Source organism: Streptomyces sp. NPDC107765, assembly GCF_055657085.1.
Genome location: NZ_JBVKBL010000018.1, coordinates 14,927 through 41,778, shown reverse-complemented (window position 1 = coordinate 41,778; position 26,852 = coordinate 14,927). Strand labels below are relative to the sequence as shown.

Sequence of the window (26,852 nt, the reverse complement as noted above, 5' to 3'; positions counted from 1 at the left end):
TGAGCGTGGATTCGGGAACGATGGCGCTGTGTGGGGTGGCCCGTGCGCAAGCGCTGCAGGCATCGGTCAGCCGCCACAGGCGCCCGCCGCGCTCGCAGGTCAGGACAAGCGTGATGGGGCCCGAGCATCCGCGGTGCCGTGGATGCCACTGACAGCCCCGCGCGTGGCACTGGCAGGTGCGCAGATGCGTCGGCAGGGCGTCGCGCCGGGCGTGGCCCGCCAGATGCCCCACCACAGTAGGGCGCACCGCTGCCGTCCCCAGCGTCAACGGCCGACTGGCGGGAGGGCAGTGCCGGCAGGCCATCACAGGGCCGCCGCACTGCGGTCGCAGCTCGACTGTCCAGGTGCGCCGCACTGCTCGTCCGGTCGCGCACAGCCTCATGGCACAAGCCTTTCCATCTCGTCCGCATCGAGGTCGATCGGGCCTCTATGTCGTGGTGGGGGAGGGGCGGGCGGAACGGTAGTGCAGACCTCTGCCCTCCCTCGCGTAGCCGTCACCTGCGGAAATAGGGCAGAGGTCTGCACTGACAGGGCAGGGTTCTGCACCGTCGGATGGTGGGGTGACGATCTTCCCGCCCAACCCGAACCTCACCGCCCTGCGCCTGGAGCTGGGACGGCTGAGGGGCGAGCGCGGATGGTCCTACGATGAACTGGCCCGCCGCAGTGGCCTGGCCAGACGCACTCTCATCGAAATCGAGCAGGGCCGCACCATCGGCAGCCTCAAGACCTGGCACGCCCTCGCCCACGCACTCGACGTTCCTGTCGACCGCCTCCTCGGCGCCCTGTGCGAAGGCCACCCACCTCCCACCGCCACCGCGGAATAGTCGCTCGCCTTCGCTCTCCAGCAGATCACCCGATCCGCCCACGTAATGCGAACGTGTGCACGCAATACCGAATGGCTGTACCCGCCGGCTGCTCCGTAAGCGGTACCAACACGGCAAGGACGCCAAGCTTCCGGCGCGTCGCCTGTCACCTTCACCGCCATGCGCCCCACCCACTCACCCCGCCGCCGATGGGACGGCACGCCCATCGCCCCCACCCGCCGGCCACGCGCGCTGCGCATCGCTGCTGACAGCCCCAGCCGCCTCTTGCGCACCGCCCAGCCCGCCCACTGCCGGCACTGCGGCAATCACATCGACTGGTACACCCGCACTAACCAGCAACCCATCAGCCTCCACCCCCACGAAGTCCCCGCCTCCACCACCCCCGCACAGCACCGCTGGCACGTCAGCTCCGGCATCGCCCACCCCGCACACGACGGCACCCCCTGGTGCCGCATCCCCCACACCCCCCTCTGCCCCACCCACTCCACCGACGGCCCCCTCACCCCAAAGCTCACCGAACTGCGCCGCCGCCTAGCCCTACGCACCCGCCACCTCATCGACACCGGCGCCTTCACACCACCCCCCACCCAACCCGCCACACCAGCACAGCCAGCCCCCTGCCGCCCAGCGCGACCGGTGGTGCAACTGCTCTACTGCCGCTACCTCGCCCAACACCCCCTCAACGACATCCAATGCGTCGCCCAGACCCGCCAACGCGACCGCTGCGCCCACCGCATCCTCTCCCCGCAAGCACCAGCAGGAACATGGACGCTCACGCCCGCGACACCGCCCCGCGGACAACTAGCCCTCCCCACAGCGCAAATGGCTGTCTACAGCCTCAACCACCTGCCCTACGCCGAACAGCTGCGTTGGCGCGCCCAACGATGCCCTCTCCACGCCACCTCCTCGCACGCACCCGACCTGGCGCTGGCCGAATGGGAAGTCTTCGATCCCCTCCTCCACCACGCCCACATTCACGCCCGCCTGCCTACGGCCATCCGCCGCCGTGCCGCATCAGACCGATAGCGGAACACGCCCCTCCACCGCCCACCCACCACCGACCAGACGGAACACAGGTGCTCAACCCCACTGACGAGCAAGCAGCCGCCGCAAACCACTTCCACGCCAGCGACCACCTCGTCCTCCAAGCAGGCGCTGGAACCGGCAAGACCACCACCCTGGCGCTCCTCGCCCATGGCACCAAACGCCGCGGCCACTACCTCGCCTACAACCGAGCCATCGCCCAAGAGGCCGCCACCCGCTTCCCCGCCACCGTCACCTGCAAGACCGCCCACGCCATGGCCTACGCCGCCCTCGGCCACCGCTACGCCCGCCGCCTGGGCGGCCCCCGCCAACCCAGCTGGCGCACAGGCCAAGCCCTCGGCATCACCAAACCCCTGCGCATCGGCGACCGCGACATCAGCACCCGCACCCTGTCCAACACCACCCTGCGCACCGTCACACGCTTCTGCCACTCCGCCGACGACCGTCTGAGCCAGCACCACGTCCCCCGCCTGCGAGGACTGGAAGACGACACCCTCCACGCACAGCTCGCCGAGACCGTCGTGCCCTTCGCCTGCAAAGCCTGGGCCGACCTGCAACACCCCGACGACGGTGTGGTCCGCTTCGACCACGACCACTACCTCAAGATCTGGGCCCTCACCCATCCGCAGACCACCGCCGAATTCCTGCTCCTGGACGAGGCCCAGGACACCAACCCCGTCGTCGAGCAAATCTTCACCGCCCAACGCGACCACGCCCAGCTGGTCATGGTCGGCGACTCCGCCCAGGCCATCTACCACTGGCGCGGCGCCCGCGACGTCATGACCGGCTTCCAAGGCACGGCCCTGGCCCTGTCTCAGTCCTTCCGCTTCGGCCCCCGCCTGGCAGCCGAGGCCAACCGGTGGCTGGCCATCGCCACCGCCCCGATCCGGCTGAGCGGCACCGAGACGGTACCCACCGAGGTAGGACCGGTGGACCGGGCGGACGCCGTGCTGTGCCGCACGAATGTCGGCGCCATGGGCACCGTCATGGACCTGCTCGCCGCCGGCATCCAAGTCGGCCTGGTCGGGGGAGGGGAGAGTCTGCAAGCCCTGGCGCTGGCCGCCCGTGACCTGAAACAGGGCCGCCGGACCGGACACCCGGAACTGGTGCTGTTTACCTGCTGGGGCGAGGTCCAGGACTACGCCGCCCACGACCCGGCTGGCCGTGACCTCCAGCCCCTGGTCGACCTCGTCGACACCCACGGCACCGACGCCCTTCTAACCGCCATCGACCGTATCCAGCCCGAGGGCCAGGCGGAGGTGACCGTCTCCACCGCCCACAAGGCCAAAGGCCGCGAATGGCCCCGCGTCCGCATCGCCAACGACTTCACCCCACCCGAAGACAGCGAAAAGCACGACGAGACCGGCCGCCCGATCCCCGGCCCCATTGACGAAGGCGAGGCCCGCCTGGCTTACGTCGCCATCACCCGTGCCCGCGAACGCCTAGACCTGGGAGGCTTGTCCTGGATTAATGACCACCCCGACGGATGTCTGTCCTGAGCATGCGACATCGCCAAGCAGGGTGGATGGGCCCCACTCCAAGATCCTCGCCGGCTATCTCGAAGCCGTCGACCAGTGGGAGGAGAACGCCCTGCCCGAGGTGCCGTAGTCGTAGTGCTTGTTCGGGCTATTCCTGCGCTCAGGCCGTGCCACTTGGTCTTTCAGGCAAACGGGATCGGGTTGGTGTCGGACCGGAACGGCCTACCGGTCAGCGCCAGCCGCAGGGTGGCTGGCTCAAACGCCCTCCGGCACGCCTCGCTGGCGTGCCGGATCTCGTCGAGGATCACCAGGGTCTTGCGCTGACGTTGCGGTGCAGCAGCATGGGGCGGATGTCGATGCTCGTCTAGATCAGCGCGACGCCCTGTGGGCGCGGACCGGCCCCCGCCCTGCTCCTCGCCCACCTGCGAGCCGGCCTGGACGCCACCCCCACCACCCGACTCGGCATCCGCGACCGGGCTATCGTCCTTCTCCAGTTCGCCATCGCCGGCCGCGAGCACGAAGTCGCCCACCTTCGCCTGCGCGACATCGTCGAGGTCGAGCACGGCCTGGAGGTCGACGTCCGCGTCTCCAAGATCATCCCCCGGAAGGTGAGGGTGCCGTTCGGCTCCCGCCCCTCCACCTGCCCGGTCCGCGCCTGGCGGGCCTGGACCCAGGCTGCCAGCCTGGAAGATCCCGACGGCTTCGACTTCCGCGCTCTGCACCCGCGCTGGCACGCCGTCACCGATCGCGGCTTGTCCCCCGAGGCCATCGGCGACGTCGCCACCCGGCCCGGCGAGCGGGCCGAACTGCCCGTGCGGCACACCGGGCACTCCGCCCGCCAGGGCGCCGCCGAGGAGTCCCGCCGCGCCGGCAACGACCGCAAGGTCATCGCCAAGCAGGGCGGCTGGGTACCCAACAGCGACGTGATGGAGGGCTACTTCGAGGACGCCGACGGGTGGGAGGAGAACGCCATGATCGGGGTGCTGTGACAGAGGGGCGCACCCCCACGGAACGCCAGTGGCGTCAATAACCGCAGGCCAGCGGGATTCGACGTGATGCGAGTGTGCTGTAGTTTTCTCAGGGTAAGCTGCCCTTGACTCTTAAGGCATGACGTCGCCCTTCGGGGCACCGACAACACTCAAGAGTTGCTGTGCGGCCGGACCCAGTTCGTACGCACGAAAACCCAGCCCCGGGTGGCAGCCCAGAGCTGGGCCTCATGCAGTCACCGAGCCCGGTCGAACATCACGCGACCGGGCTCGCTGCATGTCCAGCGGCCGCGGTCCCTCCCGGACCCAGGGTGGGCGCTCACTGAGCGAACTGTCCCACCAGCGCGATGATCGCCACCAATAAGCTCGCCGCCGTCAGGATGACCTGCCACTTGTCCGGCTCAGGCCACCTGTCCTTGTCGCGCTTGCCCAGGGGAACGCTCACAGCACGTACCTCACCTTCTTCTCGGTCCGGTCCTGCCGATCAGGCCCGGGGGCTCGTTGAACTGCGTGCAGATACAGCGCAGTTCGAGGAGAAGCCGGTGAAGCAGACACGATGTTATCGGTGTTGACACCCACATGGGGCCCGGGCACCACAACCTCTGGGTTGCATGTCGCACCAACCACTAGATGTGGTGTCGAGCCGCTTACATCTGGCTACCGCGTGTCGGGGTTGAGGCAGGACGGAACGGTCGTCCACGTAGTACGGGAAGCCACCTTGGCGGAGCCTTGCTCGGCGACCGAATGGGGGTTAGCTCGTAAGCGACCAACCCCCTACGTGCTCGAACGTGCGTTTGGCGCAACCTTTCGAAAGCAACTCCCGTTGGTTAGCTGGGGAGAACTTTCGAGAGGTGCCGACATGACCACCTGCACCGCCGGCACCAACCTCCGCAGGTAACACTGTCGTTAGCGGCGTCAGGCCGCCGAGGATGCCCGCGCCGCGGGGGAGACGCTGACTGAGCACGCGGACGTCAGGGCCCTCGGGGCCACAGCACAACCGCGCGCCCGGGGCGGGGTGCCGTCACGCAAAACGCTTCTGCGCCGGCATCTCCATGCGCGTCGTGGTACCGAGCAGGACCGATCTGCGACCCTGACACGCCGCCCGGAGGGCCGACATCTTCTGGGCAGGCGGGCCGTCCGGGTCACGAGGAGGGCAGCGCACGCGGCGGCTGCTCCGACCTGGTAGTCCGTCCGGAGACTTCGATTTCAATGATGGCTCCGGATGCCTCGTCGGCGATTTCCGGCTCACCTCGGTTCAGCTTCGACTTGAGGTTCGCGAAGCCCTTTCTGACGTACGGGGCGGCTTTGACCGCCGCGGCGGTCACCACGATGCCCGCCGCGGCGGCGCCGGCCATGGCCAGCTTGAGCATCGCCTCCGCCTCGGCCTGCGTGAGCCTGACCCTGGCGTCGGCGAGGGCGTCGGCCTCGGCACGGGTGAGCAGGTCGTCGTCGGCCGGGTAGAGCACGCTGTGACCGGCGAGGTGGTTGCCTTCGTCGCGCAGGAGGCCGTTGCGCCCGCCCGGCGTGGTACTTGACTGCGAGAGGCGGGTGTCGGCTGGGTACTCGACGATCATCTTCTCCCGGACCATCCCGGGCCCTTCTTCAGTGGTCATGGGGCAACTGTAGGGACCGGGGCGGCCATTGGAAGGTGTAACCGCTGAGGCTCCCAACCGCCGACCTCCTGCCCGAGCACACGGCCGCCGACCCGGGCGCCCCGCCCCGGAACTGCCGGTCACCCTCGACATGTCGGGCAAGGTCGCCGACTTCCTCCGCACCGCCGTCCCGATCGTGGGCGGCGCCGCGGAGGAAGGCGTCAGAGCGCGGCCTGGCCGACGGCCACAGCCCCATCGGAGCGTTGGTCATGGCCGTTCGGGACGCCGGCGAACGGGCGGAGCACCGCCAAGCATCAGATCATCGGTGAGCCATACTTCGTGGTGCTCGCCTGCAACTCCGAGAGGTCGGCAAGCGCCTCGTCATCGCAATCCATCGGCACAAGCAGACCCCCGGGACCCTGCGTCTACCGGTACCAATTGTCTCCGCCGTGTGCGAGTGACCGGCCGAGGTAGTCGTGCAGATCTCGTGCGACCCACCGTCGGCTGTCGTCCTCGTGCTCCCACACGAAGATGTCGGCACGGCGAGGCGTCCGCACGAACGCGAACTGGTCACCACCGCCGTTGTCGCCGAAGAAGAACAGCGCATCGAAGGGCATGTACAGGTCGGCGAACGAACTGTCCGACCAGAAGCGAAGGTTGTGTTCGACGATCTGTTCCAACGGCCAGACAGTATCCACTCCGTACTGCCCGACGATCCCGTCAGTCTCGCTCAGCAGATCGGAGAGTTCAGCCGGTAGGCGCCACCCCAGACGCCGCTGCGCCTCGGCCAACACTGCCGGGTCGACGGGCGGCGTGAACACCGTCTCAGCGAACGCCTGGCCTGCAACTTCTCTCCACATACCCGCAGCGTAGACATTTCGAGGGCGCCTGATTGCTCTCGAAGTACCGGGAGGGGGAGCGATCAAGCACGCCCCGACCCACGTTTTGATAAGCCTGACCACCGACTGTGTATGCGCTACGACGTCCTCGACAGCCTCGCCTCAAGGGAGGTCATGCTCGCCACCAACGATGCGCTTCTGCCAGGTGGCGTCGGGCCGATTGCACCTGGCTACCTCGCCACGGACGTGACCAGGGCGCGCAGCGGTTCAATGAGTTCGGGGTGGTCGCCGCGGGAGGCGGACTGGAGCAGGTCTGCTGCGACGACGAGTAGTGCGGTGTGGCCGGCTGGGGTGTCCAGGATGGGGAATTCGGCGCGGATGCGGGCGGCGGTGCGGGGTGCGAGGAGGGAGTAGGCGTACAGCAGCGCCGGGTCGTAGCCGACCGGCGCCAGCCCGAAGCCCTCGAAGTCGAGCAGGGTGGGCCCCGCCACGGTGAGGTTGGCGAAGTGGCAGTCGCCGTGTGCGGTTGCCCAGTCGACATCAACCGGCGCGGGGACGCTGGCGTACTGGGGGAGGGCGCGGTCGATCCACTGCCGCCGCACCGCGACCCGTTCGGTGGGTGTGGCGGCGATGGTCTCCAGGTCGGTGCGTAGCGACTTCCACCACGTCTCCGGCAGCTCCAGCTCATCGGTCAGTACGGGCTCCGGTGCGCAGGCGGGGGAGTCGATGAACGCGGTGAGCTCGGCGCGGTAGGCGGTGCCGTCGCGTTCGGTGCCGTCGTGGATGCCGTACAGGGCCGGCTTGCGCACCCCAGGGAAGGCCGCTGCCGCATCCTTGGTGCCCTCCCACAGTTTCCCCGTCGCCTGCGCTGCTGGTGCGGAGATCAGCCGCAACCAGCAGGCACCGCGGTCAGGGTGGTGCGCCTTCTGCCCGAGGGTGCGGCCCTGGTAGCCCCACAGTCGCCGCCCCTGAACGGTGACGCCGAGCGCGGCGCTCGCTTCCTGCTGTGCGGCGAGTGCGCGTTGTTCGTCAGCTGGGGTGGTGGGGGGCGAGTACATCGCACACCTTCCGCAGGGTCCGGGGCGGGATGGCCGCCTGGTCGAGGGCGGCGAGGGCGGCTTCCCAGTGTGCCGGAGTCGACGCCGACAGCAGAACTCTCGTCACCCCTGGGCATGAGGCGGCCGCCAGCAGGCACGCCTGCGCGATGGACAGCCCCGGTCGCAGCAACGCGGCAAGTTCGTCGGTTGCTGCCCGCACGAGTTCACCGCCGTGCAGGGGCGCGGAAGCGAAGACCTGCCAGCCACGCTGGGCTGCCTCACCAATCGGCCCTCGGCCGCCGAGGGCCAGCTCGAGTGCGTCGGCCTCGACCAGGCTGACCGGCAGCTGCACAGCACGCAGTCGGTGGTCGGGCGAGCCGGCGGCCTCGGCGGCCAGGCGGTCCAGTTCCGCGATGGTCATCAGCCCCTGGGTGAATCCGGTCCAGGTGGCGATGCCGTATGTGCTCAGGTGCCCGGCTGCTGCGGCTTCCTCCAGGACGGCGAAAGCTTCGCGGAGCACGATCGGCAGCACAGCTCGGTCGCTGGTGCGCTCGGGGTTGTGCAGGAAGACGGTGTCGAGGCAAGCGCGGCCGAGAGCGGCACGGTTGCGCTCCAGCTGCCAGTGCACATACCCGGCCGCCAGGCTGTGCCCGCGCTCGGCGTCCTTAGGGGGCAGGACGCCGGCGGCCACGGCGGCGGCCGCGCCCGGGGCAGGGAAGCCGACCTTTGCCGAGACCCGCAGGCCTGGATGGTCGGCGAGGGCGGGAGCGAGGAGCCGGTGGGCGCGGCCGGCCAGGTAGTTGGGGGCGGTGTCCACCCATGCGGTGCCAGGGGCGGCTGCTGCCCGGCGGGCGGCGGCGTCGACGTTGCGCAGGCGGTAGGTGCCCAGCGCCAACGACGCCGTCACCACCGGCCTCCCCTTACCGTGGCGGCCTGAGCGTCCACCAGCTCCCTGGCAACCGCAGCGGCGTCGGCGACCGTCAGCTCCGAGGCTGCCGCCAGGTCGGCCAGCGATACCCAGCCACCGCCCAGCAGGCGACGCAGCAGCGGTTCGACGGCTGGGTCGAAATCCACCTCCTGGCCCGCCGCGGCGAAACGGACCACTACCGCACCCTCACCATCGGCCGCGAACGTCAGGCGCGCCCGCCCCGTCGTCAGCCGCACACGCACCTTCGGGTCGGCGGGCATGCCGTCGAGGCGGGGGAGAGACGGGCGGAGCCGGCCCAGATCCTCAGCGTCCCGCGCCGCGGCGAACCGCTCCAGCAGCCCGGGCTCCTCCAAGGCGGCCACCAGATGCTCCCGCAGCAACTCCACGTAGGCAGCCTGGGCGTCGGGGCCTGCGTGCAGGGGCAGGTCGGCCCGCACCTGTTCCCTGTCGCGGAGGATCTCGGAGAGCCAGCCGATCACGTCAGCGCCGGTGTGCGGAGTGAGCCCGCACGTCAGATGGAGGGAGCGGACGCCTTGGTCGGCGGCGACCGCATGCCACCAGCCACGCGGCAGATACAACACATCCCCCGGCTCCAGAACCAGGTCGGCGATCGGCTGCTCGGGCGGGGGTCCGGGGCGGGCGGTGTCGCGGTGCATCGGTGCGATTCGGGTTGGCCCGTATATCCGCCAGTGCTTGGAGCCCTCGACCTGCACGACGATCACGTCGTGGTCATCCCAGTGAGTGCCGAAGCCTTCCTGGGCGCTCCAGGAAGCGTAGGCATTGACCTGGACGTGCGTGCGCAACCAGCCTTCCAGGTGCTGGGCGAGGTCGGCGACCGGCTCATGGAGCTCATCGATCGCATCGATCACCAGCGAGGCGCCCTCGGCCAGGCAGCGGTGCAGCTCGGCCGGGTGGGTGCGTTGCCAGACGGTGTGCCGACGAGTGGTGACGGGGACGGCGTAGCGGTGCTGGGGCAGCATCTGACCGTCGGCGGACAGCCGAAGCCGCGGAACCTCAAGGCGGTGGGTGGCGATCAGGTCGTTGAGCGCGTCGAAGGAGATCAGGACACCGGGGTCGGTCACACCGCCGGGAACATAGGCGTAGTCGCGGTGCAGCGACCGAGCCAGGAACTCCTCCTGGCCCAGCCGCTCCGCGATGAGCCGGTAAGTCATCGCTTCGGTCACCGTGGCCTGTCAGTCGTTGCCGTCCGAGCGGCCGGTGCCGCCCCCGTCGGAGGGCGTCGTACCCCGGACGCGGGCGGCCTGGATCTGCCGACGGGCGCGGACCAAACCGCCACCCTCAACCGTGGACGTCTCCTGCTGCGACATCGCTGCCTCCTGTGAAGAGAACTTCCGGCACCTGAAGCCGGCGTAGAAACAGCGTCACGCCACAACCAGCCGCAGATCATTGCCGGTTGAGGCAATCGACATTGCGGGTTCGCCGCAATGCTCCAGCACTCAGGTGTACTGCCTCAGCACATCAGGCTCAGCTACCGTGAGGCAGCGTCCGCTCACCGCCCGGGGGTTGCGCCATGGCCACCATCACCCGCTCACGTCGCGCCACCATCGTCAAAGAGGCGGCGCAGATCCGCATGCACTGCCAACGCCAAGGCCGCACCATCGAGCGGACCGTCACCGCCATCCGCAACGCTCTGCCGGAAGTCACCGCCCTTGAAGCCTGGCGCCTGGCCCTGGGCTGGTCACGAGCCGACACCATCGCCCAGATCAGTGATCTCTACTTAGCGGACGGACTGCTCCCGCCTGGCCCGTCGCAGTCGATGCTCTGCCGCTGGGAGCACGACCCCCACGAGTGGCCAGGGCGCGAATACACCGCCATGCTCTGCCGCGCCTACGGTGCCCGCCCGGTGCAGCTCGGGCTCCCTCACAGCGGCAGCGATGACCTCGAGACGCTCGGGCCGACGCCAAAGATCCGATACGGTCGAGTCGATGTCGAGGCATGCGAGGCACCCGCACGCAAAGAGGTGGTGGTGATGACTACATCCGCTGGTCTGCCGGCCGTCCGAGAATCCCTCCACCTAGCTCTCCTGGCCGACCCTGCCGGCAGCAGCGCGATCACCGAACTCGCTGATACCGCCGTCGAGCACTACGCCCTGAACTACAGCAAACACCCACCGCACATCCTCTTCACCGAAGTACGCACCGCCCGCAGCCTGCTCACCCAAGCGCTGACCGCGAACAGCGCCGAGGAAGCCGTCGCAGCACAGATGGGGCGCAGCATCGGGTGGCTTTCCGCCCTCCTGGGCAACCTCGCCTTCCATCTCGACGACATCACCGGCGCCCGAGCACACCTGACCGCCGCGCACACCTACGGTGCACGTGCGGGAGATGCACGACTAACCGCATGGGTCTGGGGCGCACAAAGCATGGTCGCGCGCGCCGCAGGCAACTACGCCCGGGCTCTGGCCCACGCCGAACAGGGACTCGCCCACGCCCCCGCCGGCCTCGCCCGTGCTCAGCTGCACGCTTGGGCACAGGCGCCGGCACTGGCCGAACAAGGCCGCGCTGAGGATGTCGAGGCAGCCCTTGCCTCCGCGGCCACGGAGCTGGAGGCGGACGCAGTCGGCCAAGCACCCGGCCGCTTCGGTTTCGACGCCGCCGAATACGCGCTTCACAAAGCCGAGGCGCACCTCGCGCTGGGCCAGTGCGCGCAGGCTGCTGGCCAAGCGCAGGCATCGGTAGCCGACACCGTTGCAGGAACGCCCGGTTGGGCCGCGGCCACCTTGGTCCTCGCCCTGGCCGAGGCCGCCTCCCACTCCGTCGACGCCGCACAACGCGCCCTCGACGTCCTGGAGCAAGTACCCGCTGCCAAGTTGCGCTCAACGGCCCGCGCCCGGCTTACACGTCTGGACCGCGCCGTTGCTGCTACCTCCGCCGCCGCGGCCAGTGATCTGCACGAACGTCTTCGGTCACTGCCGCCGGCCATCAACGCTCACGGAACTGCAGCCAGCGCCTGAACCAGGGCAACTCAACGACTCCACATGTCGTTTCTCGCAGCTTCGACTGGTCGAGGTGTGTCTGCGTAGGCAGGTCGTTGGGTCCGGTGGCGGGATGTGGCGGAGGGTGGCGCGCGGGCACGCGGGAGGCAGGATGTTCGATTTCTCTGCGTGAGTGGCTGGGCTCCGCGAGCGTGGCTGGATCGCTCCCGAGGGCCTTGAAGTGCCTCGCTTCAGAATGCTCCTGACGCCCTTTTGATCATTTCCTTATCGGTGAGATGACCGGGAAGGCGGCGCATTTGGGAGGATGTGCCGGGCGGCTCACGCTCCAAGGCCGCTCCCCTGATCCTCCCCGTGTTTCGAGGTAGCCCTGTAATGACGGTGGGCGAAGTTCCCCGGGTCGGCGGCTCGAAGAAGGGGCCGTTGTTCCCGGACCAGGTCGAGGCAGTGCAGCGAGCGGTAAGGCATCTGCGGCGTACGGGGACGCGTGGGCTGTATGTGGCGGCGACGGGCACCGGCAAGACGCTGGTGTCCATCCGCATCGCGGACGAGCTTGATGCCCGGCTGGTGCTGTTCGTCGTGCCCACCTTGGACCTTGCGGCGCCGACGTCGCTGGCGTGGCGCCGGGACGGTCACCTGGAGCACATGGTGATCGTCTCCTCGATGGACACCGCCGGGCGTGAGGATCTGACAGCGGCACGCATCGGTTCCACCGCGGACCCCCAGGCGCTGGCGAGCCTGCTGTCGGTGGTCGGGCCAGGGTCGGATCAGCTCCCGGCTTTGACGGTGGTCTGCACCTACGACTCCCTCGACAAGATCGAACAGACCCAGAACACCCGGTACACGGTGCCGCCGTTCGACCTCGCCATCATGGACGAGGCGCACCGGATCGCCGGCCGGACGGACAAGAAGTGGGTCGTCGTCAACGACGCCGACCGGATCTTGGCCGACCGCCGCCTCTACATGACCGCCACCCCGCGGACCTTCGGCTCGCCGGAGCTGGCGGAGTCCGCCGACACCACCCGCCCACGCCGCCGCCGGATCCGCACCGCGCCGGACATCGAGGCCTTCGCCAACTCCATGGGCAACGAGGCCGTCTACGGCAAGAAGCTCTTCGAATACCCCCTCGCGACCGCGGTGGCCGACGGCCGGACGGCGGATTACCGCATCGTGGTGCCCACCCTCGCCGACGTCGACCTGCGCACGACGCTCAACCTGACCCCCTCCGGCACCACCGCCTCCGACAACAGCGACAGCGAACCAAAGGCCCAAACGGCGCTGCGCACCACCGCCTTGCCCCTGGCCGTCCTACGCGCGATGAGAGAGCACGGGCTGAAGAAGGTGCTGGTGTACTTCAACCTGGTCTCCGACGCGCGCCGCTTCGCCCGCGAACTGCCCCACACCTTGCGCCTGCTGCGCCGCACGGCCCCTGACCTCTGTCCGGACATCACCCCGGAGCTGTTCTTCGCCCACGGCGATCACACACCCGCCGAGCGCGCCGAGACCTACGCCAACTTCGCCGCCGCATCCTGCGCGATCCTGGCCAACGCCCGCCTGATCGCCGAGGGCGTCGACATCCCCAGCGTCGACGCGATCGTTTTCGCAGATCCGACCCGAAGCGTTGGCCGCTGCGTCCAGGCCCTCGGTCGTGCCCTGCGCCTGGACGTCTCTGGCAAGGTCGCCAGCCTCATCGTCCCGGCCTACATCCCGCCCGGCGACGACCCGGAGAACATCCTCGGCACCGCCTACGAACCGGTGTGGGCGATCGCCTGCGCGCTGGCCAGCCACGACCACCGCATCCTGGAGCGCCTGCCCGACAAGGCCAACCGCCTCCCACGCGAGACCAGCGACGTCATCGAACGCCGCTGGCACTTCGACTTCACCGTCCACCCCGAACGCATCGCCCGCGCCATGGACCTGGCCTCCTTCGACCCCCGCGACCCGGCCGTCTCCCGCTCCCGCCGCCTCGGGCTCGCCGCCGCCCAGGCATACCGCGATCAGTAGGGCCACCTCGACGTCCCCGCCGACTACACCGACCCCACCGGCTACCGGCTCGGCACCTTCATCACCACCATGCGCCACGCCCGCACCGCCGGCCGCCTCGAAGCCGACTGGATGGCCGAACTCGACGCGCTCGGCATTATCTGGGACAAGCACGCCGCCGCCTGGCGCGCCCGTCTGGCCGCGGCCGCCGACTACCACCGCGCCCACGGCCACTCGCCGCCCCCGCCACCCCCCCGTCGGCGCCTGGCTCGCCGAACAACGCCAACTCGCCGCCAAGAACGAACTGGCCGGCACCCGCGCGGACGCCCTCACCGCCCTCGCCCCCGACTGGTGCCTCCCGCACGGCGCGGACTGGCACCGCAAATACCACCTGCTGCGTGCCCACCTCGCTACCGGAGCCGACCCCGCCACCCTCACTCCGAGTACCCAGCTCGCCGGCGTGAAGATCGGCTCCTGGCTGGGTCGCCAGCTCACCACCTGGTCGGCCCTCGCCGACGGCCAGCAGCAGCTGATGACCGCGCTCGGCCTAACCCCGGAGGCCAACCCGCTCGCTCTCGCCCGCCGTACCTGCCGAACGTTCGAGGAGACCGTTCAGCTGCTGGAGCTTTTCCTGCACCGCGAGGGCCGTGTTCCCGCCGCCCGTGAGACGGTCCGCGTCGACGGCGACACCGTCAAGCTCGGCGCCTGGCTGGCCAAGACCCGCCACCGGCACCGCGCCCGCCAGCTCCCCGACCATCACGTACGCCTGGTTGCCGCCCTCTTCGAGGGGGACTGGACGGGCGAGGACGCCGTGCCGGCCGTCCTTGTGTAGGCACCGCCCCGCCCGCTCACGGGGCCGAGTGTGTGGCCTCGGCTCGATCCCGGATGAATCTGCCGTGGGCCACCAGCCGCGCAGCTTCCCCCTGACGGTGACCGGTCCTGCCGTCATGCGCCTTGGCCCCCATCAGGCCGGTGGACCCTGCGCGGTTCCTGCCACCCCTCCGCCGCACGAAGGGGAGCCCTCCCGTGAGGCCGCTTCCCGCGCCCGTTCGACCTGGACGGCCGTGCAGCGTTGGACTGGGTCTGCACGAGATGTACGGAGCCGTCGCCGGACACGAGGATGGCGTCGCCCCCGGTGTCGGACGCGAGGCCGTTGCGCCGCGCGGGACCCATCAGCTCCCGGTAGAGATCGGCGAAGGCGGTGTCCAGCTGGGAATCGCGCATAGGCAACGTCAAGGTGTAGTGCGTCCGGTGGTCAAGGGCGGAGCCACCCGCGGGGGTCGTCTGAAGGACACGGCGGAGCTGCTCCCTGGTCCGCACAGGCTGCTGCGCGTCGTGAGGCACCGTGACGGGCCCCGTGGAGGCCCGACGCCACGCCCTCTGCCACTGGGCGAGCGTGCGCTGGCCGGTGACACCGCAGCCCCGCAGGAAGGCCTCGCAGTGGTTCCAGGCGGGGAGCTTGACCTTCCGGTGGACGATCCGGAAGAGGGTCCCGAGGGGAAGCAGGAACACCTCACGCTCGCTGGGGATCCCGTTCGGCTCCGGGACCGTGCCGGCACGCTGCTGAACGGTGCGCAGTGGTGGCGCCCCGGCGCTCTCGTAGACGGCCGCGAGTGCGGCGGTGAAGTCCTGGCGGGTGCGGATGTTGTCGACCCCGGGAGCGTGGAGGTGGCGCAGGACGCCGCGGTCCTTGGCCCGGGCCCGTCTCCACAGCTGAAGCGCCTTGTGCTCCTGCTGCGGGGTGGCGTCGCAGCCGCGCACATACGCCACGACCGTGGTTTCCTTCGGCAGGGCGTGACCGCCGGCCGCGCGCTTGAGGGTGGCGGCCGAGACGGCCAGGGCCGGATCGCCGAGCGCGGCGGTGCGCTCGGCGAGTTCGGTGAAGGTGAGCTGGGCTCGATGCCGCAGGTTCTCCAGCACCGAGCCCAGGGCGGCACCGGGCGAGCCGGCGGGGGCGGTTCGCACCGCACGCATGGTCTTCGTTCTCCCTCTACCGGCGGGCGGCGGCGTTCAGCGCCGCCGCGAGGGCCTGCAGCAGCAGCCGGCCGCTCCCGCCGACGGCGTAGACGGCGGCGCCGATCGCCCCGCACCCGGCGAGGAGGACGAGCACGTCACGCACCGGCATGCCGGTGGCGGCCAGACCGGCACCAAGAAGGGGGAAGACGCTGATGCCGAAGGCCTGCGCGGCGGTGACCGGCGCCCGGGACGGGCGGCCGCGGCCGCGGGCGGGCGCGGGGGTGCCCTTGGGGGTGGTGGACATGCTGGACTGCCTCCCTGGCAGACGGGCGGGCCGCCGACGACTGCGATGCCGACGACCCACACGGGGGATGTGCTACTGGCCGCAAAAACCGGCGCGCCTATGGCAGTTGACGCTGCCGCGCCCCGGTGCAGTGCAGGATGCCACGCCCCGTCACCCCCGCGTGACTCCTCGGCTCACGCACGTTCCAGGCGTCCTATCAATTGCTCAACGGCCGGAACGAGAGCGTCCGGCCGACCCACGCCTCGCCGACCAGTGCCTTTGCCGAGTCCGACGGCCAGGCCGCCTCGTCTGTGGGCTCACCGGCGTTCCACGTTGCCTTGCCGCGGCGGGGCTGTGACGGGAACCTGGATACCAACCACGGTCGAGCGTCGGGGCGGTATGGGGGGTGCGGCCCCAGCAGACCTGCTGGGGCCGCACCCCCCATACCGCCCCGACCTCGGGCCTCCCTGACACGCTACTGGCCGCAAACCGAAGCAATCCAGGGACACTGCAGACCGGTTGACGCCGGGCCTGCACCGGCGGGACCGGCCCGACAGCGGGCCGGTCCCCTCACACCTTCTCGACGGGCAACTCGCACGCCCGCAGTGCGCCCCCGGCATGGTGCTGTCTGCTCCTTCCTGCTCACAACGCCGTCCGGGCTGGGCCGGCCGCGAATCTCACGGTGCGGGGCCGGGGTCCGCCGTCCCGGTCCCGCACCGTGTACCCGTCGGGCAACCACGGATGGCAGGAAGGCGACGATCTTCTGCCATCGGTCGGCCGGGGGCTACTGGGCACCAGCTCGGCACACCCTCGACGTGCTGTCCCCGCACCTACGCCGAGCCGTGCAGCGCTGGCACGCTGCTGGGAGCCGCTGTGCTGAGGCCGGTTGGTACGAGATGGCTGGCCGACCCTGCGAGTCAGGCCGGGTCGCTGCGGTCGATCATGACGCGCAGCTTCTCGCGCAGGTCGACACGCTTCTGGACGGGAAGCCGGGCCGCTGCCTCGGCCTCCCGGGCGGCGATCTCCTCATCGTCATATTCCGGCCACAGGAAGTCGGGCGCGGGGGAGTTGAGGTAGCCCAGGCCGAGGAGTTCGTGGTCGTCCGGCTCTTTGAGCTGTCCGGTCTTCCGTTTGATGTCCTCGTCCTGCTCCAGGCGGGGGAGTGCGCGTTCGGCTGCCTCACACGAGGTGAGTGCAGGCGGCTCATCGCGTACGACGGGGGGCGGCTGTCCCCAGGCGCGCCGCGCGGGGGCGTCGGCGAAGAGACGGCGGTGGGCGTCCAGCCAGTGTCGCCTGTGGGCGGCGGGCATGGACAGGGCTTTCGCGAAGGCGGTGAACAGCGTCTCGGTGGGAGGTATCTGTCCCTGCAGGACCAGGTGGAGGGTCGAGTGGGGCAACCGCGTCCTGCCGTCCTCGTCGCGGCCCGCGTTCTTCTCAAGCCGGCGCAGCGGCGGATACCCCCCATCGATCCGCATGAAGATCATCGACTCGACGAACTGGGCGCGCGAGGTGACCCTCTCCGGGCCCACATTCCGCACGCCCGGCGGCAGGACCTCCTCCGCCTTCGCGGCGTACCAGGCCCGCGCCATGTCGTCCTCCTTGCGGCCACAGGCGCGGGTGATGGCCTTCACGGTCTCCAGCCGCGGCACCCCCTTTCCCACGAGGGAGCGGCGTACGACGCTCTCCGAGACCCCGCTGTCCTTGGCGAGCGCCTCGAAGGTCTTGCCCGAGGCCTCCTTGGCGTTGCGCAGCCGCTGGACGAGAGCCCACAGTGCAGGGGGCGTGCTGGCGGGGATGGGGCCGAGCGGTCGGCCGGCCATCTCAACGCGCACCGACGAACGGGCGCCGCACGTCCAGGCGGAGCCCCGGCCGGGCCCGCGCGAGCCGGCCGGCGGCCGCGGCCGCCAGCACCCCCAGCACGGCGGGCACCTCGTGGCCGGTCGCGGCCAGCGCGGTGACGGCCAGGACGACGATGACGATGACGATGGCCGGGAGACGGTCGGCGAGCGGGTACGCGATGCCGCACTCAGCAGCCACCGCGACGACGGCACCGGCCGTGGCCCGGCGGGCGAAGAAGACGAACATGGTGCTCCTCGAACTGATGACGTAACAGATGAAGGTCGCCGCAAGGCTGTTGTGGGTGAGACGCCCGCGGGCCTTGGCGAGGCCTCGATCGTGGCACCTGACCGCCCCGGCGGGCCAGGCCGATCACCCGCATTCCGGCACCCGTGTCCACACGGACGTGCCCTCGTCGCGCGAGGCCTCCACCTCCCATCACCACAGGTCAGCGAGGTGCGAACACGCCGTTCCGTCTCTTTGCCCAATGTGGCGAGGCCCGAAGCGGTAGCGCTCTCAGCCCCACCCCTCGAGAAGCACGGACCACCGGCCCGGACACCACGTCCTGCCGCTCACCGCAGAACAAGAAGCGGACGACTCACCACGTTCGCCCGGGCCTCCGTCCCGCAGCAGCCCACGACCGGCGGCGCGCCAGAGAGGATGCACCTTCCCCTCGACCGTCCGGCGTTGTCAGTGTGGCGCCGTAGGGTGCCGGGCATGGCCCGTTCCTGGACACGACTGCATGAGCATCTCGGGGCTGCGCCCGGCCCTTTGGACTTCAACATGGTCGCCAAGGCCGCTGCCGACCGGCTGGCGGAGTCCGACGACCTGGACTGGAAGGAACAGCTTCCCCAGCCCCCGCGGGAGGGCCGCTGGAACGAACTGGCCAAGGACATCGCCGCGATGGCCAACACCCGCGGCGGTCTGATCATCTTCGGCGTGCGGGATGCCACGTGCGAGCTGGTCGGCATCGACCCCGACAAGGTGAACATCGAGCAGTACGCCCAGTGGGTCCGCAACCACGTCCAGCCCTACCTGCCGGACCTCACCTTCACGGTCCTCACCTCGGCCGACGGCGCCACCAGCGTAGTGGTGGCCGACGTTCCGGCCAGCCCCATGGCTCCCCACCTCGTCTACGGCACCGCCGCCCGGGACAAGGACCAGCAGGCCGCCGTCGCCCCCTACCGCGACCGCGACCACACCGCCTGGATGGCCGAGCACCAACTCGAACGCTCCTACCGCGACCGCTTCACCCGCGCCCAGCGCGCCGAAGACGAAGCCCACCACCTGCTCGCCCACGCCAAGGAGGCCGTGGCCGCCCAGCACAGGGAGCCGGCCGCCTACTTCTTCGCCCTGGCCCGCCCCGAGCGCCCGCTGCCGCGCACCGCTCCGCGCCTGAACCGCGAAGAGACCACCGCCGTGGCCCAGGCCGCCCGCCGCCGGGGTCGTGATCCGATGAGGCCCGGCCCTCTGGCCAGCCTGGAGGTCGTCACCGGCAACCCGCGGCCGGGCCTGCGCCGCTGGGTTCTCAGCACTCTCCTCCTACAGGGCGCCCGCGAGGTCCACGCTGAACTGCACCACGACGGGACTGTGCTGCTGACCGCCAGCGTCTCCTGGCACGCCGCACGCAACTTGGCCGCCGACGACCTGCCCGACGCGGGCGTCGCAGTGTCCCAGGACTTCATCGGCGCCTGCTGCCGCGACCTGACCACCACCGCCTGGGAACTGGCCTGCCGGCTGCGGGTGGACAGCGCGCTCCAGCTGACCGCGACCCTCACCGCCGTCACCCCCTCTCCCACGACGCCGCCACCCGCCCTGGTCCCGGTCGTTACCGGTTTCGGGGGCTTCACCGACGTTCTGGACCACGCCCGCCACCCCCGCCGGATCCAGCCCGTCACCGCCACACTGACCCCGCTCGACGAGGCCGAGGCCCTGCACGAGACCGCACAGGAGCTGTTCACCGACGTGATGAACCAGTTCGGCCTCGATCCGCAGCTCTGAACCCCGCCGACGCCCGCCCCACCCCGACGAAGCGAGCAGGCCCCGCCGTGTTCCACGACACCCCCATCTACAGCCGCCTCATCGCCGAGCACGGCGACGTCCCCGCCCAGGTACGTGGTGAAGCCGACCGCATACACCGCCACCTGGCACAGACGATGCGCCTGCCCGCACCGCACGGCGCACCCAACCCGGGGCTGCCGCACGCCGCTTCGCGACCAGGACCCGGAAGGGCGGCCGCCGCGCCGTGACCCCGGCAGGACGACCCTCGTTGTCCTGGCTGGTGCCGCCCATTGCCGCGTTGTGACGGTGCCCGGCCGAGTGCCGCATCAGCCCACGACTGACGCGGACAGGTAGGCCCTAGACGCGCCGCGTCACTCACAGCGCCCCGCACGTGTGGCCAAGCCACCCAGCAGGCACCGGATCGTGGGACCGGCCGCAGGAACGGCACCGCCATGACCTCCACCCACCCCCGCAAACGACCGCAGCGGCGCAGCGAGATCCCCCACGGCCCGCAGCAGGACACGGGCCTGCAGCAGATCCGCGACGCCCTGCCGCCCGCGCCCGCCCCCTGCACGGTCGAGCCCGCCCCACGCCCGGTAGGCGACGAGGTGCCACCTGAGCTGCTGGCGCTGGTGACCCACCACTGCCGCCGCATCAACGCCTATCTCGCCCGCGCCCAGCACCTGCAGACCCTGCACGGCGACAGCATGAAGCAGTGGCAGCGCCTGGTCCTGTACGCCCTGACCGACGCCCTCGCCCACAACCACCTCCTGGTCGGCACCCTCGCCGCCTACCTCCAGAGCCAGGACGTCGACGCCGACCTGCTGCGCCGCTACCTGCAATCCCCCGACCCCCACCGCTACATCACCGTTGAGGCCGTCCAGCACCTCGACGGCCTCACCGGCGCCGTGCCCGAGAAAGCGGCCGAGCCGGTCTGGACCACCCTCGGTCGGCACGTCGCCCGCGACGGCAGCTGACAACCGGACCCGGCAGGACACCCATGCTCACCTTCGGCGGCGAGGTCACCGCGGGCGCCAGTACGCGTGCGTCTGACGTACGTCGGCGTCGATTACATCGCGCAGGAGTTCGCGATCGTCTGCGGGCAGGTGGCCGCCGAGAAGGTTCGCGGACAGCCGGTACGCCTCGGCCAGCTGTGGATCGCCGGCCGCGAGGACGCTGGAGAGCAGGGGTTCGTCCCGTTCCGACGCCGCATCCACCAGGGCGATCAGACGCTGCCGCTCCTGATCCGTCATGTCGGGCAGGGCGGTGCCCAGTTGTGCTTTCAGGACGGCCCAGGTGAGGGTCTGCTGGGCACGCGCTACCCGCTGCAGAGCGCCGCGCACCGCTGCGGCCGCCGTGGCGAGGGTTTCGTCCGACAGGCCTGCGGCAGGGCGCGGGACGTGCCGGGAGGGCGCCGTCTCGTCCACGGCGTACTCCTCCCTCAGCGCCCGGATCTGCCGCAGGAGTCTGCCGGTCAGGGCACCGTCAGCTGCGGTCACGGCGTCTTGGAGTTCCCGGAATTTCTCCTCGCGGCGTCTGGGCGACATGTGCGTCTGCTGGTGCTCGGCCACCAGACGCCGCACCCTCAGCACGGCTTCCTGCCGCTGCCATCGCGCGCGTGCGTCGTCCGCGTCGGGCCGAGGCGGCAGCACCGCTCCTGCGCCCGGCCGGGCCGGAGCGAGTCGGCCGAGCGCTTGGCGTCGACGGGCGGCTGTGTCCGGCGCCGTCTGGTGGTTCTTCTCCTGAAGAAAGAGACGAGCGTTCTGCAGCATCTGCAGCTCGGCGTCGCTGGCACCGCGCCGGGTCAGGGCGGTGGCCCGGTTGTAGTGCTCGCGCACATCCCAGGCACGCTTCTCGTCCACGGCGCGCTGCAGGTCCGCGAACACGCGCTGCTGGTAGCCCATATGGCCGTCCAGCCACCTGCGGGCTTCGGCGAGGGCCTGCTGAGCTTTCGTCCGCGCGTGCGGCTCCAGGGACTCAAGGAGGGAGTCACTGTCTTCGCAGAGCCGGCGGACGTGCTCGACCGTGCCTGACCGCTGTGCCGATTCCAGTCCCCGGACCAGTTGCGTGACCGCTTCCGGCAGCGGCTGTGTGCGCGGGTGCGGGTCTGCCGGCAGCTCCTTCAGGATCCGCTGCGCGGCCTCGGTGACAAGTCCGTCCGCCGTCCACCCGCAATCCGCCAGGGGCACCCATTCCGTGGGGCGGGCGAGGCTCTCGGTGCCGATCCAGACCCGGCGGTCCGGCCCCTCGCTCCGCACACGCACCCGGTACACGTACCGGCAGCGAGCAAGCGTTCCGGGCTCGAGCGGGACACCGGCTGCGAGGATCGGGGTGCCGCCGTCCCAGGCCGGGCGGATTCTCCCGTCGAGGTGAACGATGAACTGCCGTCCGTCGTCCAGGTCGACGTCCAGGGCGGAGCCGATCGGGTCGGGATAGGAGAACCGGGCCGCGCGCCCGTGCGCCGCCAAGGACGTCTGCAGCGCGCCCTTCACGTACAGGTGGTCGGCGCTCGACTCGCCGACACCGCGACGCCGGCACACCGCCTCGCCCCCGTGCTGCCCGGCGGGATAGTGCTGGAAGTGGCACTGCCTGTCGACGTACAACTTGTCCGCGAGACGAGCCCCGCACCCCCCGAGCAGCAGGCCGCACCAGAAGGAGTCACCACGATGACGCCGCCGGAACGCATCCAGCTCGATGGCCGCTACGGGCAGAACCACCGGCACGTCCGAATGCTCGTTGCCGATCACCGCCGTCTGCACAAGCCGTGAGTCACGCACCAGCGCCCCCCTCAATCCCCGCTCCATACAGTAGATGCCCCGTCCCCGCTACCGGCCGAGAGTCGCAAGGCCGGGCGGGGCATCGTCACTTCGCGGGCCCGGCGACGGCCCGAGCGACGCTGGGTCGTCCTGTTGCGCAAGGTAGCCTTGTTGCTGCGTGGTGGCCGTGTGGAGCGGTACTGCTATCGCCGGACGGCGGCCGCTGCAGTGCGACGGGAAGTCGAACTAGCCGGCTCGGCTCTCAGAGCGCCTAGGCACGAAGCTTGGTGTAAGGGGTGAACAAGAAGAAGAGAACCTGGGCCGGCAGGCGGGGCGGGAAGAAACACTGTGACAGGCGAAAGCGCACAGTCTGACGGCAGACACGTCATCTGCGGTGATGACCGACCGAGTATGTCCGAATCCGGCGAGGGCCAGGACGACTGTTTCGCTGTTCCGTACCTCACGTGGCGCTCTGTCCGGGACGACGCGTGAACCCGACGGCCTGAAGGCTGCCGTATCCGGCGCCTGCGTTTCCCAGAGGGGCACCACCGCCCTGTCCTGAGGCTGGGCGGGCCCGGTCTATGCCTCGGTGATCCAGTCCGTGGGGATTAGGGCTTTGCCTTGGCGCCAGTTTTCGATGACGGCGTCGCGGAACCAGTCGTCTCGCAGGTTCACGTGATCGCAGACGATGATCTGCAGTTCGTGGCCGTTGCGGTTGACGACGTCTCGCATGAGGGAGAAGTAGCTGCGGACTGCTTCCCAGTCGGCGTCGGTGAGGGCGTCCACGTCATGAACTTCTTCGGGGAAGAAGGCCTGGGTGGGCTGGTCGAACATGATGAAGTGCGGGACGGGCCGTTGGTGTTTGAGTAGGTAGGTGTGCAGGGCCAGGTGCGCGACGAGGTGGTATCCGATCCAGTTTTTCGCGCTGCCGATGCGGGTGAGGGGGATACGACTGGCTTCCGTGCGCAGGACGACGTTGAGGAGGGAGAGGCTGATGCGTACTTCTTCAGCCTCGTCTGCATGCTCCAGATCCAGCTCGCGGGCCCAGTCCGTCATCTCCAGCGCGATACGGCTGAGGCGGCTTTCCGTTTCCGCCCTCACGTCGTCGGCGTCGACCAGTTCCTGCAGTTCTGCGATCCGCTCCTGCATTCGAGCCGCCTGGCGGCGCAGCGATCCAGGTTCGTCTGACGACTGCGGCGTAGTTCGTTGCAGTTCCTGGAGGATTCGCCCTTGCACGTGAGCCTGCCGCGCGTGCTGGTCATTGATCTCTTGGAGACGGCGGTTACTGGCCTGCAGGGCCTGGAGTGCTGAGGCATTGGCCTGGAGGCGCCTGCGGACGTCGGCGATCTGCTCGTTGAGTTCTTGGCGGTGACGGGTCCGTGATGGTTGCAGTGCTTCTGCGTCGGTCAGCTCATGCTGGAGACGGCGTGTGAGGTCGTTGAGCTGCTCGATGTCGGGGTCGGGCTCTTCCAAGGTCTGATTACACAGAGGACAGACCTCGGGCGCCCCTGAGTCTTGTGGGCTGAGGAGCTGTAGAGACGTGAGGCGGCCGAGCTGGGTGTGGAGTTCCCCGGTGAACGCCTGACTCTCCTGCTGCCATGAGTCGAGAAGGGCTCCGGCCTCGTTGAGATCCTGAAGTTGTTCCCGCAGAGCCTGTCGTTCCGCAGCCAGTCGTTCTTGCATCCCGTCTCCGCCGAACGTCGGAGGCGTCGATGGATCAGCAACTGCGTCCGCCGCCTCGCGCAGCAGGATGTTCAGTTCGGCTGCCGATGCGCGATCGGGCACAGCTTGGAGCATCCCTGCCTCTTGGGCGAGGCGGGCGAGGCCGTGAAGGGCGGCGTTCGTGGAGTCGTTGTCGCGCTGGCTCTCATCAATCTGTCGCTGGACACGCCGCAGGGTTCGGGTGGCCTCTGCGAGCTGTCGTTGGCGTGTGGCCTGTTCCGGCCCGGCAGCACCGAGGAAGTACGGCAGCGTGTCCTTCATCATCTGTGCCATGCCGGGTTCGGACTGGCGATGGAACAGTAGCTGCTGGTTGGCGATTTCGGTCTGCTTTTGCAGGCACATGTAAACGGCCTGGGCGATAGAGACATTGAAGGCGTAGCGTTCGGCGCCCGCCGGAGGTTCGAAGCGGAAGTCGTCGATGCCCAGACGAGCGCTGAGCTCTGCGCGCAGCGCGTCTGTGTCGGCATTCGCTCTCATGCGGTCGCCTGCCGGCAGCTCGAGTGTGTGGTCGCCGATGATCAGCATGGCTTTGTTGGTGGAGGCTCCCGCTGGCCGGGGCCGGCCCAGTAGCAGGCGGGTCGAACCGATCTGTACGAGCAGGGCGTACCAGCCGACCGTCTGAGTGATCACACCCTCTGGCAGAGAAATGTGTTGCCGTCCCAAGCAGTACTCGATGATGTCGAGGACCGCCGATTTTCCGGTCTCGGACTCTCCGGTGAGGATGTTCAAGGCTCCGGGTTTGAAGGTGATGGTGCGCGGTGCTTGCCTGCCATCACGGTGATACAGGGCCAGAGCGAGCAGATGCATGCTGAGGTGGCTTCCTTGGAGAGCTAGGGGCGGACCCCAAGCAGGGCGAATGCGGTTGCAGGCGTTGTCGCTGCAAGCCAGCGGCCGACGAGGGCCGCAGCGCGTGTGCAGTCGACGAGCTCCGCTCCGTGACTGTTCGCGTTGGGACGCCTGGGCTGTCTGGTCACTGCGAGGCCGCTGGAGTGCACCGTCAACACGTGGTGCCGGACGCCGAACCGCTGGGATGCACGGGTGTACTCAGTCAGCGAGGCGGCTCGGTGCGGGTATGACGCGCGCTGGATCGGATTGTCGGCCAGCCAGCTGGCCAGCGGCGTGCGGACGTCTCTCGGGAGAGCAGCGCGGGAGTCCGGGGGAGCACCAGGGGAAGGACCAGGAAGCCACTCGGCAAGGGGAGAGGAAGACTTGGGCCCGCGGCCATGTGGGCCGCTACGCAGTGCGCCAGTACATAAGCGCCGAAGGCGGGATTGAACAGCGCCGCAGTCTCGGGGAGTTGACGCGCGAGAGCCGACATAGCTATTCCTCCCCGTCAGCAGTATCGGACGACCGGGACAGCAGGTTCTCGAAATCGGGATGCCAGCCCACTGGGTCGTCGTCCTGCGTAGCCAGATCGGCCAGAGCGTGAAGCGTGCCGCGGGCGACCCACCTCTTCTCCACCTGCGGCCGCAGCCGCAGCGTCTCTACAGCAGCCATGGCCTTGTCCAGAATGTCCACACCGGCCTTGACCGCATCGGCTCCGTACTCGCCAGCGTCGAAGGCGTCAGCGCGTTTGGAGAACACCTGCTCCCATTCACGCCGGAGATCAGCCTCGAACTGGTCGAGTTCGCTCTGGGCGACGTAGTGTCGGTGGAGCCAGCGGGATCGGTGGGTCCATGCGTGGTGATACTCACCGAGATGGAAGCGGATACTCCGGCGCCCCAGTTTCAGGAGCTGGAGCTGGGCAACGAAGACGCGGTCCTGGTACCGGGCCACCTCATCCTCGGTGAGCCGTTCCAGCCGGTCGCTGATGGGCAACGAGGTCTGCGCGTATTTGCTCATCACGTAGTCGATCTTCGTGCGCAGTTCCTCGGCGGAAACGGTCGCCCTCCGGCTTGGGTTGGATCGGTCGAGCATCTCTTTGGAGACCCCCCACCACCAGCCCTTCAGCTCCTCCAGGATCTCCTGGCTCTGGCCCTGATCCGTTTTCCATACTCCGATCACTTCACGCAGCTTAGAGTCCACCTCTGACACCCGAGGCGCCAGATCGTCCACAACGATCTGGCCCACCAGAGCTTCCCGAACCACTGGGGTGCACCGGAGGAAGCGCTCCCGCCAAGGGCGGGTCGTCTTCGGCCCCTCGGCATTACCAGCGAGCTCCTCAAGAGCTGCCAAAGCTGCGGCTACATCGCGCGTCTGCGGATCGGCCCGCAGCTTTTCCAGAAGGCTTCCGGCAGCGACCTGCTGAGTGGTGACCAAACGGAGCAGCGGCAACGGCGCATCTCCGAGGATCTCCAAGGCATCGCACCAGGAATTGACTGAACGCCACAGATCGGCACTGGTCGAGCCGATCTCTCCATGGCCGCCATGATGCTTCGACTGCACAAGCTCGACAGGCACTGACCCGTGCAGCAGGTCAATGTCGTCCAGCATCTCCATGCGTAGTGCGGCCTCTGCGTCTTTAAACCACCGCTGCGCCAGCTCCACCAACGCCCACTCGCACTGGTAGAGGTAGCCCAGCATCTGGCCAGCCGCTGAGTGGGGCATCTTCTCTGTCACGATGCCGTCACTCTAGAGACAGCACCTAACAGGATCAATACATACTCATAAGATCGCACATCGGTGCGAATGCCG

At 69.3% G+C, this 26,852-nt stretch carries 25 protein-coding genes and 1 pseudogene; 10 read left to right on the top strand and 16 right to left on the bottom strand.

Features of this window, described 5'->3' with window-relative positions:
• Positions 1 to 560: 560 nt before the first annotated feature.
• The 3 genes from ACZ7MX_RS33230 to ACZ7MX_RS33220 all read left to right on the top strand — a co-directional run bounded on the left by ACZ7MX_RS33230 (position 561) and on the right by ACZ7MX_RS33220 (position 3,367).
• Positions 561 to 824, top strand: a complete 264-nt coding sequence (locus tag ACZ7MX_RS33230; RefSeq protein ID WP_472137581.1) for a helix-turn-helix transcriptional regulator — start codon at positions 561 to 563, stop codon at positions 822 to 824.
• A gap of 159 nt (positions 825 to 983) precedes the next feature.
• Positions 984 to 1,850 carry a DUF6083 domain-containing protein gene (locus tag ACZ7MX_RS33225; RefSeq protein WP_472137579.1) on the top strand — a complete coding sequence of 289 codons (867 nt, stop codon included), beginning with the start codon at positions 984 to 986 and terminating at the stop codon, positions 1,848 to 1,850.
• A gap of 50 nt (positions 1,851 to 1,900) precedes the next feature.
• Positions 1,901 to 3,367 carry a UvrD-helicase domain-containing protein gene (locus tag ACZ7MX_RS33220; RefSeq protein WP_472137578.1) on the top strand — a complete coding sequence of 489 codons (1,467 nt, stop codon included), beginning with the start codon at positions 1,901 to 1,903 and terminating at the stop codon, positions 3,365 to 3,367.
• 161 nt (positions 3,368 to 3,528) lie between these two features.
• Here the strand turns inward: ACZ7MX_RS33220 and ACZ7MX_RS33215 are convergent, their stop codons facing one another.
• Positions 3,529 to 3,909: a hypothetical protein gene (locus tag ACZ7MX_RS33215; protein ID WP_472137749.1), complete on the bottom strand. Its 381-nt coding sequence runs from the start codon at positions 3,907 to 3,909 to the stop codon at positions 3,529 to 3,531.
• Positions 3,910 to 3,960: 51 nt separating this feature from the next.
• Between ACZ7MX_RS33215 and ACZ7MX_RS33210 the strand changes: the two genes are divergently transcribed.
• Positions 3,961 to 4,335, top strand: a complete 375-nt coding sequence (locus tag ACZ7MX_RS33210) for a site-specific integrase (RefSeq protein WP_472137576.1) — start codon at positions 3,961 to 3,963, stop codon at positions 4,333 to 4,335.
• A 316-nt stretch (positions 4,336 to 4,651) separates the two neighbouring features.
• Here the strand turns inward: ACZ7MX_RS33210 and ACZ7MX_RS33205 are convergent, their stop codons facing one another.
• The 7 genes from ACZ7MX_RS33205 to ACZ7MX_RS33175 form a co-directional block, all read right to left on the bottom strand.
• A complete protein-coding gene (locus ACZ7MX_RS33205) occupies positions 4,652 to 4,777 on the bottom strand; it encodes a hypothetical protein (protein WP_466972962.1) in 126 nt (41 codons plus the stop codon).
• A 697-nt stretch (positions 4,778 to 5,474) separates the two neighbouring features.
• Positions 5,475 to 5,945, bottom strand: coding sequence for a hypothetical protein (locus tag ACZ7MX_RS33200; protein WP_472137574.1), 471 nt, complete (start codon positions 5,943 to 5,945; stop codon positions 5,475 to 5,477).
• Positions 5,946 to 6,349: 404 nt separating this feature from the next.
• A complete protein-coding gene (locus tag ACZ7MX_RS33195) occupies positions 6,350 to 6,784 on the bottom strand; it encodes an SMI1/KNR4 family protein (protein ID WP_472137572.1) in 435 nt (144 codons plus the stop codon).
• Positions 6,785 to 6,993: 209 nt separating this feature from the next.
• Complete coding sequence (locus ACZ7MX_RS33190; protein ID WP_472137570.1) at positions 6,994 to 7,821, bottom strand: phosphotransferase; 828 nt, start codon at positions 7,819 to 7,821, stop codon at positions 6,994 to 6,996.
• Positions 7,793 to 8,707, bottom strand: a complete 915-nt coding sequence (locus ACZ7MX_RS33185; protein WP_472137569.1) for an aldo/keto reductase — start codon at positions 8,705 to 8,707, stop codon at positions 7,793 to 7,795. The genes ACZ7MX_RS33190 and ACZ7MX_RS33185 overlap by 29 nt, the downstream gene beginning before the upstream one ends.
• Positions 8,704 to 9,900 carry a cupin domain-containing protein gene (locus ACZ7MX_RS33180; RefSeq protein ID WP_472137567.1) on the bottom strand — a complete coding sequence of 399 codons (1,197 nt, stop codon included), beginning with the start codon at positions 9,898 to 9,900 and terminating at the stop codon, positions 8,704 to 8,706. The genes ACZ7MX_RS33185 and ACZ7MX_RS33180 overlap by 4 nt, the downstream gene beginning before the upstream one ends.
• A 21-nt stretch (positions 9,901 to 9,921) precedes the next feature.
• On the bottom strand, positions 9,922 to 10,056 hold the full coding sequence (locus tag ACZ7MX_RS33175) for a hypothetical protein (RefSeq protein ID WP_472137565.1): 135 nt from the start codon (positions 10,054 to 10,056) through the stop codon (positions 9,922 to 9,924).
• Positions 10,057 to 10,259: 203 nt separating this feature from the next.
• Between ACZ7MX_RS33175 and ACZ7MX_RS33170 the strand changes: the two genes are divergently transcribed.
• The 3 genes from ACZ7MX_RS33170 to ACZ7MX_RS33160 all read left to right on the top strand — a co-directional run bounded on the left by ACZ7MX_RS33170 (position 10,260) and on the right by ACZ7MX_RS33160 (position 14,496).
• Positions 10,260 to 11,702: a Twin-arginine translocation pathway signal gene (locus tag ACZ7MX_RS33170; protein ID WP_472137563.1), complete on the top strand. Its 1,443-nt coding sequence runs from the start codon at positions 10,260 to 10,262 to the stop codon at positions 11,700 to 11,702.
• 354 nt (positions 11,703 to 12,056) lie between these two features.
• A complete protein-coding gene (locus ACZ7MX_RS33165) occupies positions 12,057 to 13,685 on the top strand; it encodes a DEAD/DEAH box helicase family protein (protein ID WP_472137561.1) in 1,629 nt (542 codons plus the stop codon).
• A gap of 439 nt (positions 13,686 to 14,124) precedes the next feature.
• A complete protein-coding gene (locus tag ACZ7MX_RS33160; protein WP_472137559.1) occupies positions 14,125 to 14,496 on the top strand; it encodes a helicase associated domain-containing protein in 372 nt (123 codons plus the stop codon).
• 113 nt (positions 14,497 to 14,609) lie between these two features.
• On the opposite strand, the gene ACZ7MX_RS33155 is transcribed toward ACZ7MX_RS33160, so the two are convergent.
• From ACZ7MX_RS33155 to ACZ7MX_RS33140, 4 genes are all read right to left on the bottom strand, one after another.
• On the bottom strand, positions 14,610 to 15,638 hold the full coding sequence (locus tag ACZ7MX_RS33155; protein ID WP_472137557.1) for a helix-turn-helix domain-containing protein: 1,029 nt from the start codon (positions 15,636 to 15,638) through the stop codon (positions 14,610 to 14,612).
• Positions 15,639 to 15,654: 16 nt separating this feature from the next.
• Positions 15,655 to 15,924, bottom strand: coding sequence for a hypothetical protein (locus ACZ7MX_RS33150; RefSeq protein ID WP_472137555.1), 270 nt, complete (start codon positions 15,922 to 15,924; stop codon positions 15,655 to 15,657).
• An 896-nt stretch (positions 15,925 to 16,820) separates the two neighbouring features.
• A complete protein-coding gene (locus ACZ7MX_RS33145; protein ID WP_472137553.1) occupies positions 16,821 to 17,723 on the bottom strand; it encodes a helix-turn-helix domain-containing protein in 903 nt (300 codons plus the stop codon).
• A 1-nt stretch (position 17,724) separates the two neighbouring features.
• Positions 17,725 to 17,988, bottom strand: coding sequence for a hypothetical protein (locus ACZ7MX_RS33140; RefSeq protein ID WP_472137551.1), 264 nt, complete (start codon positions 17,986 to 17,988; stop codon positions 17,725 to 17,727).
• Between the two features lie 468 nt (positions 17,989 to 18,456).
• On the opposite strand from ACZ7MX_RS33140, the gene ACZ7MX_RS33135 reads away from it, so the two are divergent.
• The 3 genes from ACZ7MX_RS33135 (at position 18,457) to ACZ7MX_RS33125 (ending at position 20,717) form a co-directional block, all read left to right on the top strand.
• Positions 18,457 to 19,740, top strand: coding sequence for an AlbA family DNA-binding domain-containing protein (locus ACZ7MX_RS33135; protein WP_472137549.1), 1,284 nt, complete (start codon positions 18,457 to 18,459; stop codon positions 19,738 to 19,740).
• Positions 19,741 to 19,787: 47 nt separating this feature from the next.
• Positions 19,788 to 19,988 carry a hypothetical protein gene (locus ACZ7MX_RS33130; RefSeq protein ID WP_472137547.1) on the top strand — a complete coding sequence of 67 codons (201 nt, stop codon included), beginning with the start codon at positions 19,788 to 19,790 and terminating at the stop codon, positions 19,986 to 19,988.
• A gap of 204 nt (positions 19,989 to 20,192) precedes the next feature.
• Complete coding sequence (locus tag ACZ7MX_RS33125) at positions 20,193 to 20,717, top strand: hypothetical protein (RefSeq protein ID WP_472137545.1); 525 nt, start codon at positions 20,193 to 20,195, stop codon at positions 20,715 to 20,717.
• A 45-nt stretch (positions 20,718 to 20,762) separates the two neighbouring features.
• Here ACZ7MX_RS33125 and ACZ7MX_RS33120 read toward each other — a convergent pair whose 3' ends face one another.
• The 4 genes and pseudogenes from ACZ7MX_RS33120 to ACZ7MX_RS33105 all read right to left on the bottom strand — a co-directional run bounded on the left by ACZ7MX_RS33120 (position 20,763) and on the right by ACZ7MX_RS33105 (position 26,777).
• The gene (locus ACZ7MX_RS33120; RefSeq protein ID WP_472137543.1) at positions 20,763 to 22,517 is read right to left on the bottom strand and encodes a hypothetical protein; all 1,755 of its coding nucleotides are present in this window, start codon (positions 22,515 to 22,517) and stop codon (positions 20,763 to 20,765) included.
• A gap of 558 nt (positions 22,518 to 23,075) precedes the next feature.
• Positions 23,076 to 25,025 carry a DUF3732 domain-containing protein gene (locus ACZ7MX_RS33115; RefSeq protein WP_472137541.1) on the bottom strand — a complete coding sequence of 650 codons (1,950 nt, stop codon included), beginning with the start codon at positions 25,023 to 25,025 and terminating at the stop codon, positions 23,076 to 23,078.
• 23 nt (positions 25,026 to 25,048) lie between these two features.
• Positions 25,049 to 25,536: pseudogene (locus tag ACZ7MX_RS33110) on the bottom strand (three component ABC system middle component).
• Between the two features lie 2 nt (positions 25,537 to 25,538).
• Positions 25,539 to 26,777, bottom strand: a complete 1,239-nt coding sequence (locus ACZ7MX_RS33105; RefSeq protein ID WP_472137539.1) for an ABC-three component system protein — start codon at positions 26,775 to 26,777, stop codon at positions 25,539 to 25,541.
• Between the last annotated feature and the right edge of the window lie 75 nt (positions 26,778 to 26,852).

Bases quoted from the DNA above. Each gene is read 5' to 3' on its own strand.
- ACZ7MX_RS33150 (WP_472137555.1), bottom strand. From the start codon at position 15,924: ATGTCCACCACCCCCAAGGGCACCCCCGCGCCCGCCCGCGGCCGCGGC.
- ACZ7MX_RS33145 (WP_472137553.1), bottom strand. From the start codon at position 17,723: ATGGCCGGCCGACCGCTCGGCCCCATCCCCGCCAGCACGCCCCCTGCA.
- ACZ7MX_RS33155 (WP_472137557.1), bottom strand. From the start codon at position 15,638: ATGCGTGCGGTGCGAACCGCCCCCGCCGGCTCGCCCGGTGCCGCCCTG.
- ACZ7MX_RS33175 (WP_472137565.1), bottom strand. From the start codon at position 10,056: ATGTCGCAGCAGGAGACGTCCACGGTTGAGGGTGGCGGTTTGGTCCGC.
- ACZ7MX_RS33190 (WP_472137570.1), bottom strand. From the start codon at position 7,821: ATGTACTCGCCCCCCACCACCCCAGCTGACGAACAACGCGCACTCGCC.
- ACZ7MX_RS33125 (WP_472137545.1), top strand. From the start codon at position 20,193: ATGACCTCCACCCACCCCCGCAAACGACCGCAGCGGCGCAGCGAGATC.
- ACZ7MX_RS33170 (WP_472137563.1), top strand. From the start codon at position 10,260: ATGGCCACCATCACCCGCTCACGTCGCGCCACCATCGTCAAAGAGGCG.
- ACZ7MX_RS33165 (WP_472137561.1), top strand. From the start codon at position 12,057: ATGACGGTGGGCGAAGTTCCCCGGGTCGGCGGCTCGAAGAAGGGGCCG.
- ACZ7MX_RS33135 (WP_472137549.1), top strand. From the start codon at position 18,457: ATGGCCCGTTCCTGGACACGACTGCATGAGCATCTCGGGGCTGCGCCC.
- ACZ7MX_RS33225 (WP_472137579.1), top strand. From the start codon at position 984: ATGCGCCCCACCCACTCACCCCGCCGCCGATGGGACGGCACGCCCATC.
- ACZ7MX_RS33180 (WP_472137567.1), bottom strand. From the start codon at position 9,900: ATGACTTACCGGCTCATCGCGGAGCGGCTGGGCCAGGAGGAGTTCCTG.
- ACZ7MX_RS33200 (WP_472137574.1), bottom strand. From the start codon at position 5,945: ATGACCACTGAAGAAGGGCCCGGGATGGTCCGGGAGAAGATGATCGTC.
- ACZ7MX_RS33140 (WP_472137551.1), bottom strand. From the start codon at position 17,988: ATGTTCGTCTTCTTCGCCCGCCGGGCCACGGCCGGTGCCGTCGTCGCG.
- ACZ7MX_RS33195 (WP_472137572.1), bottom strand. From the start codon at position 6,784: ATGTGGAGAGAAGTTGCAGGCCAGGCGTTCGCTGAGACGGTGTTCACG.
- ACZ7MX_RS33115 (WP_472137541.1), bottom strand. From the start codon at position 25,025: ATGCATCTGCTCGCTCTGGCCCTGTATCACCGTGATGGCAGGCAAGCA.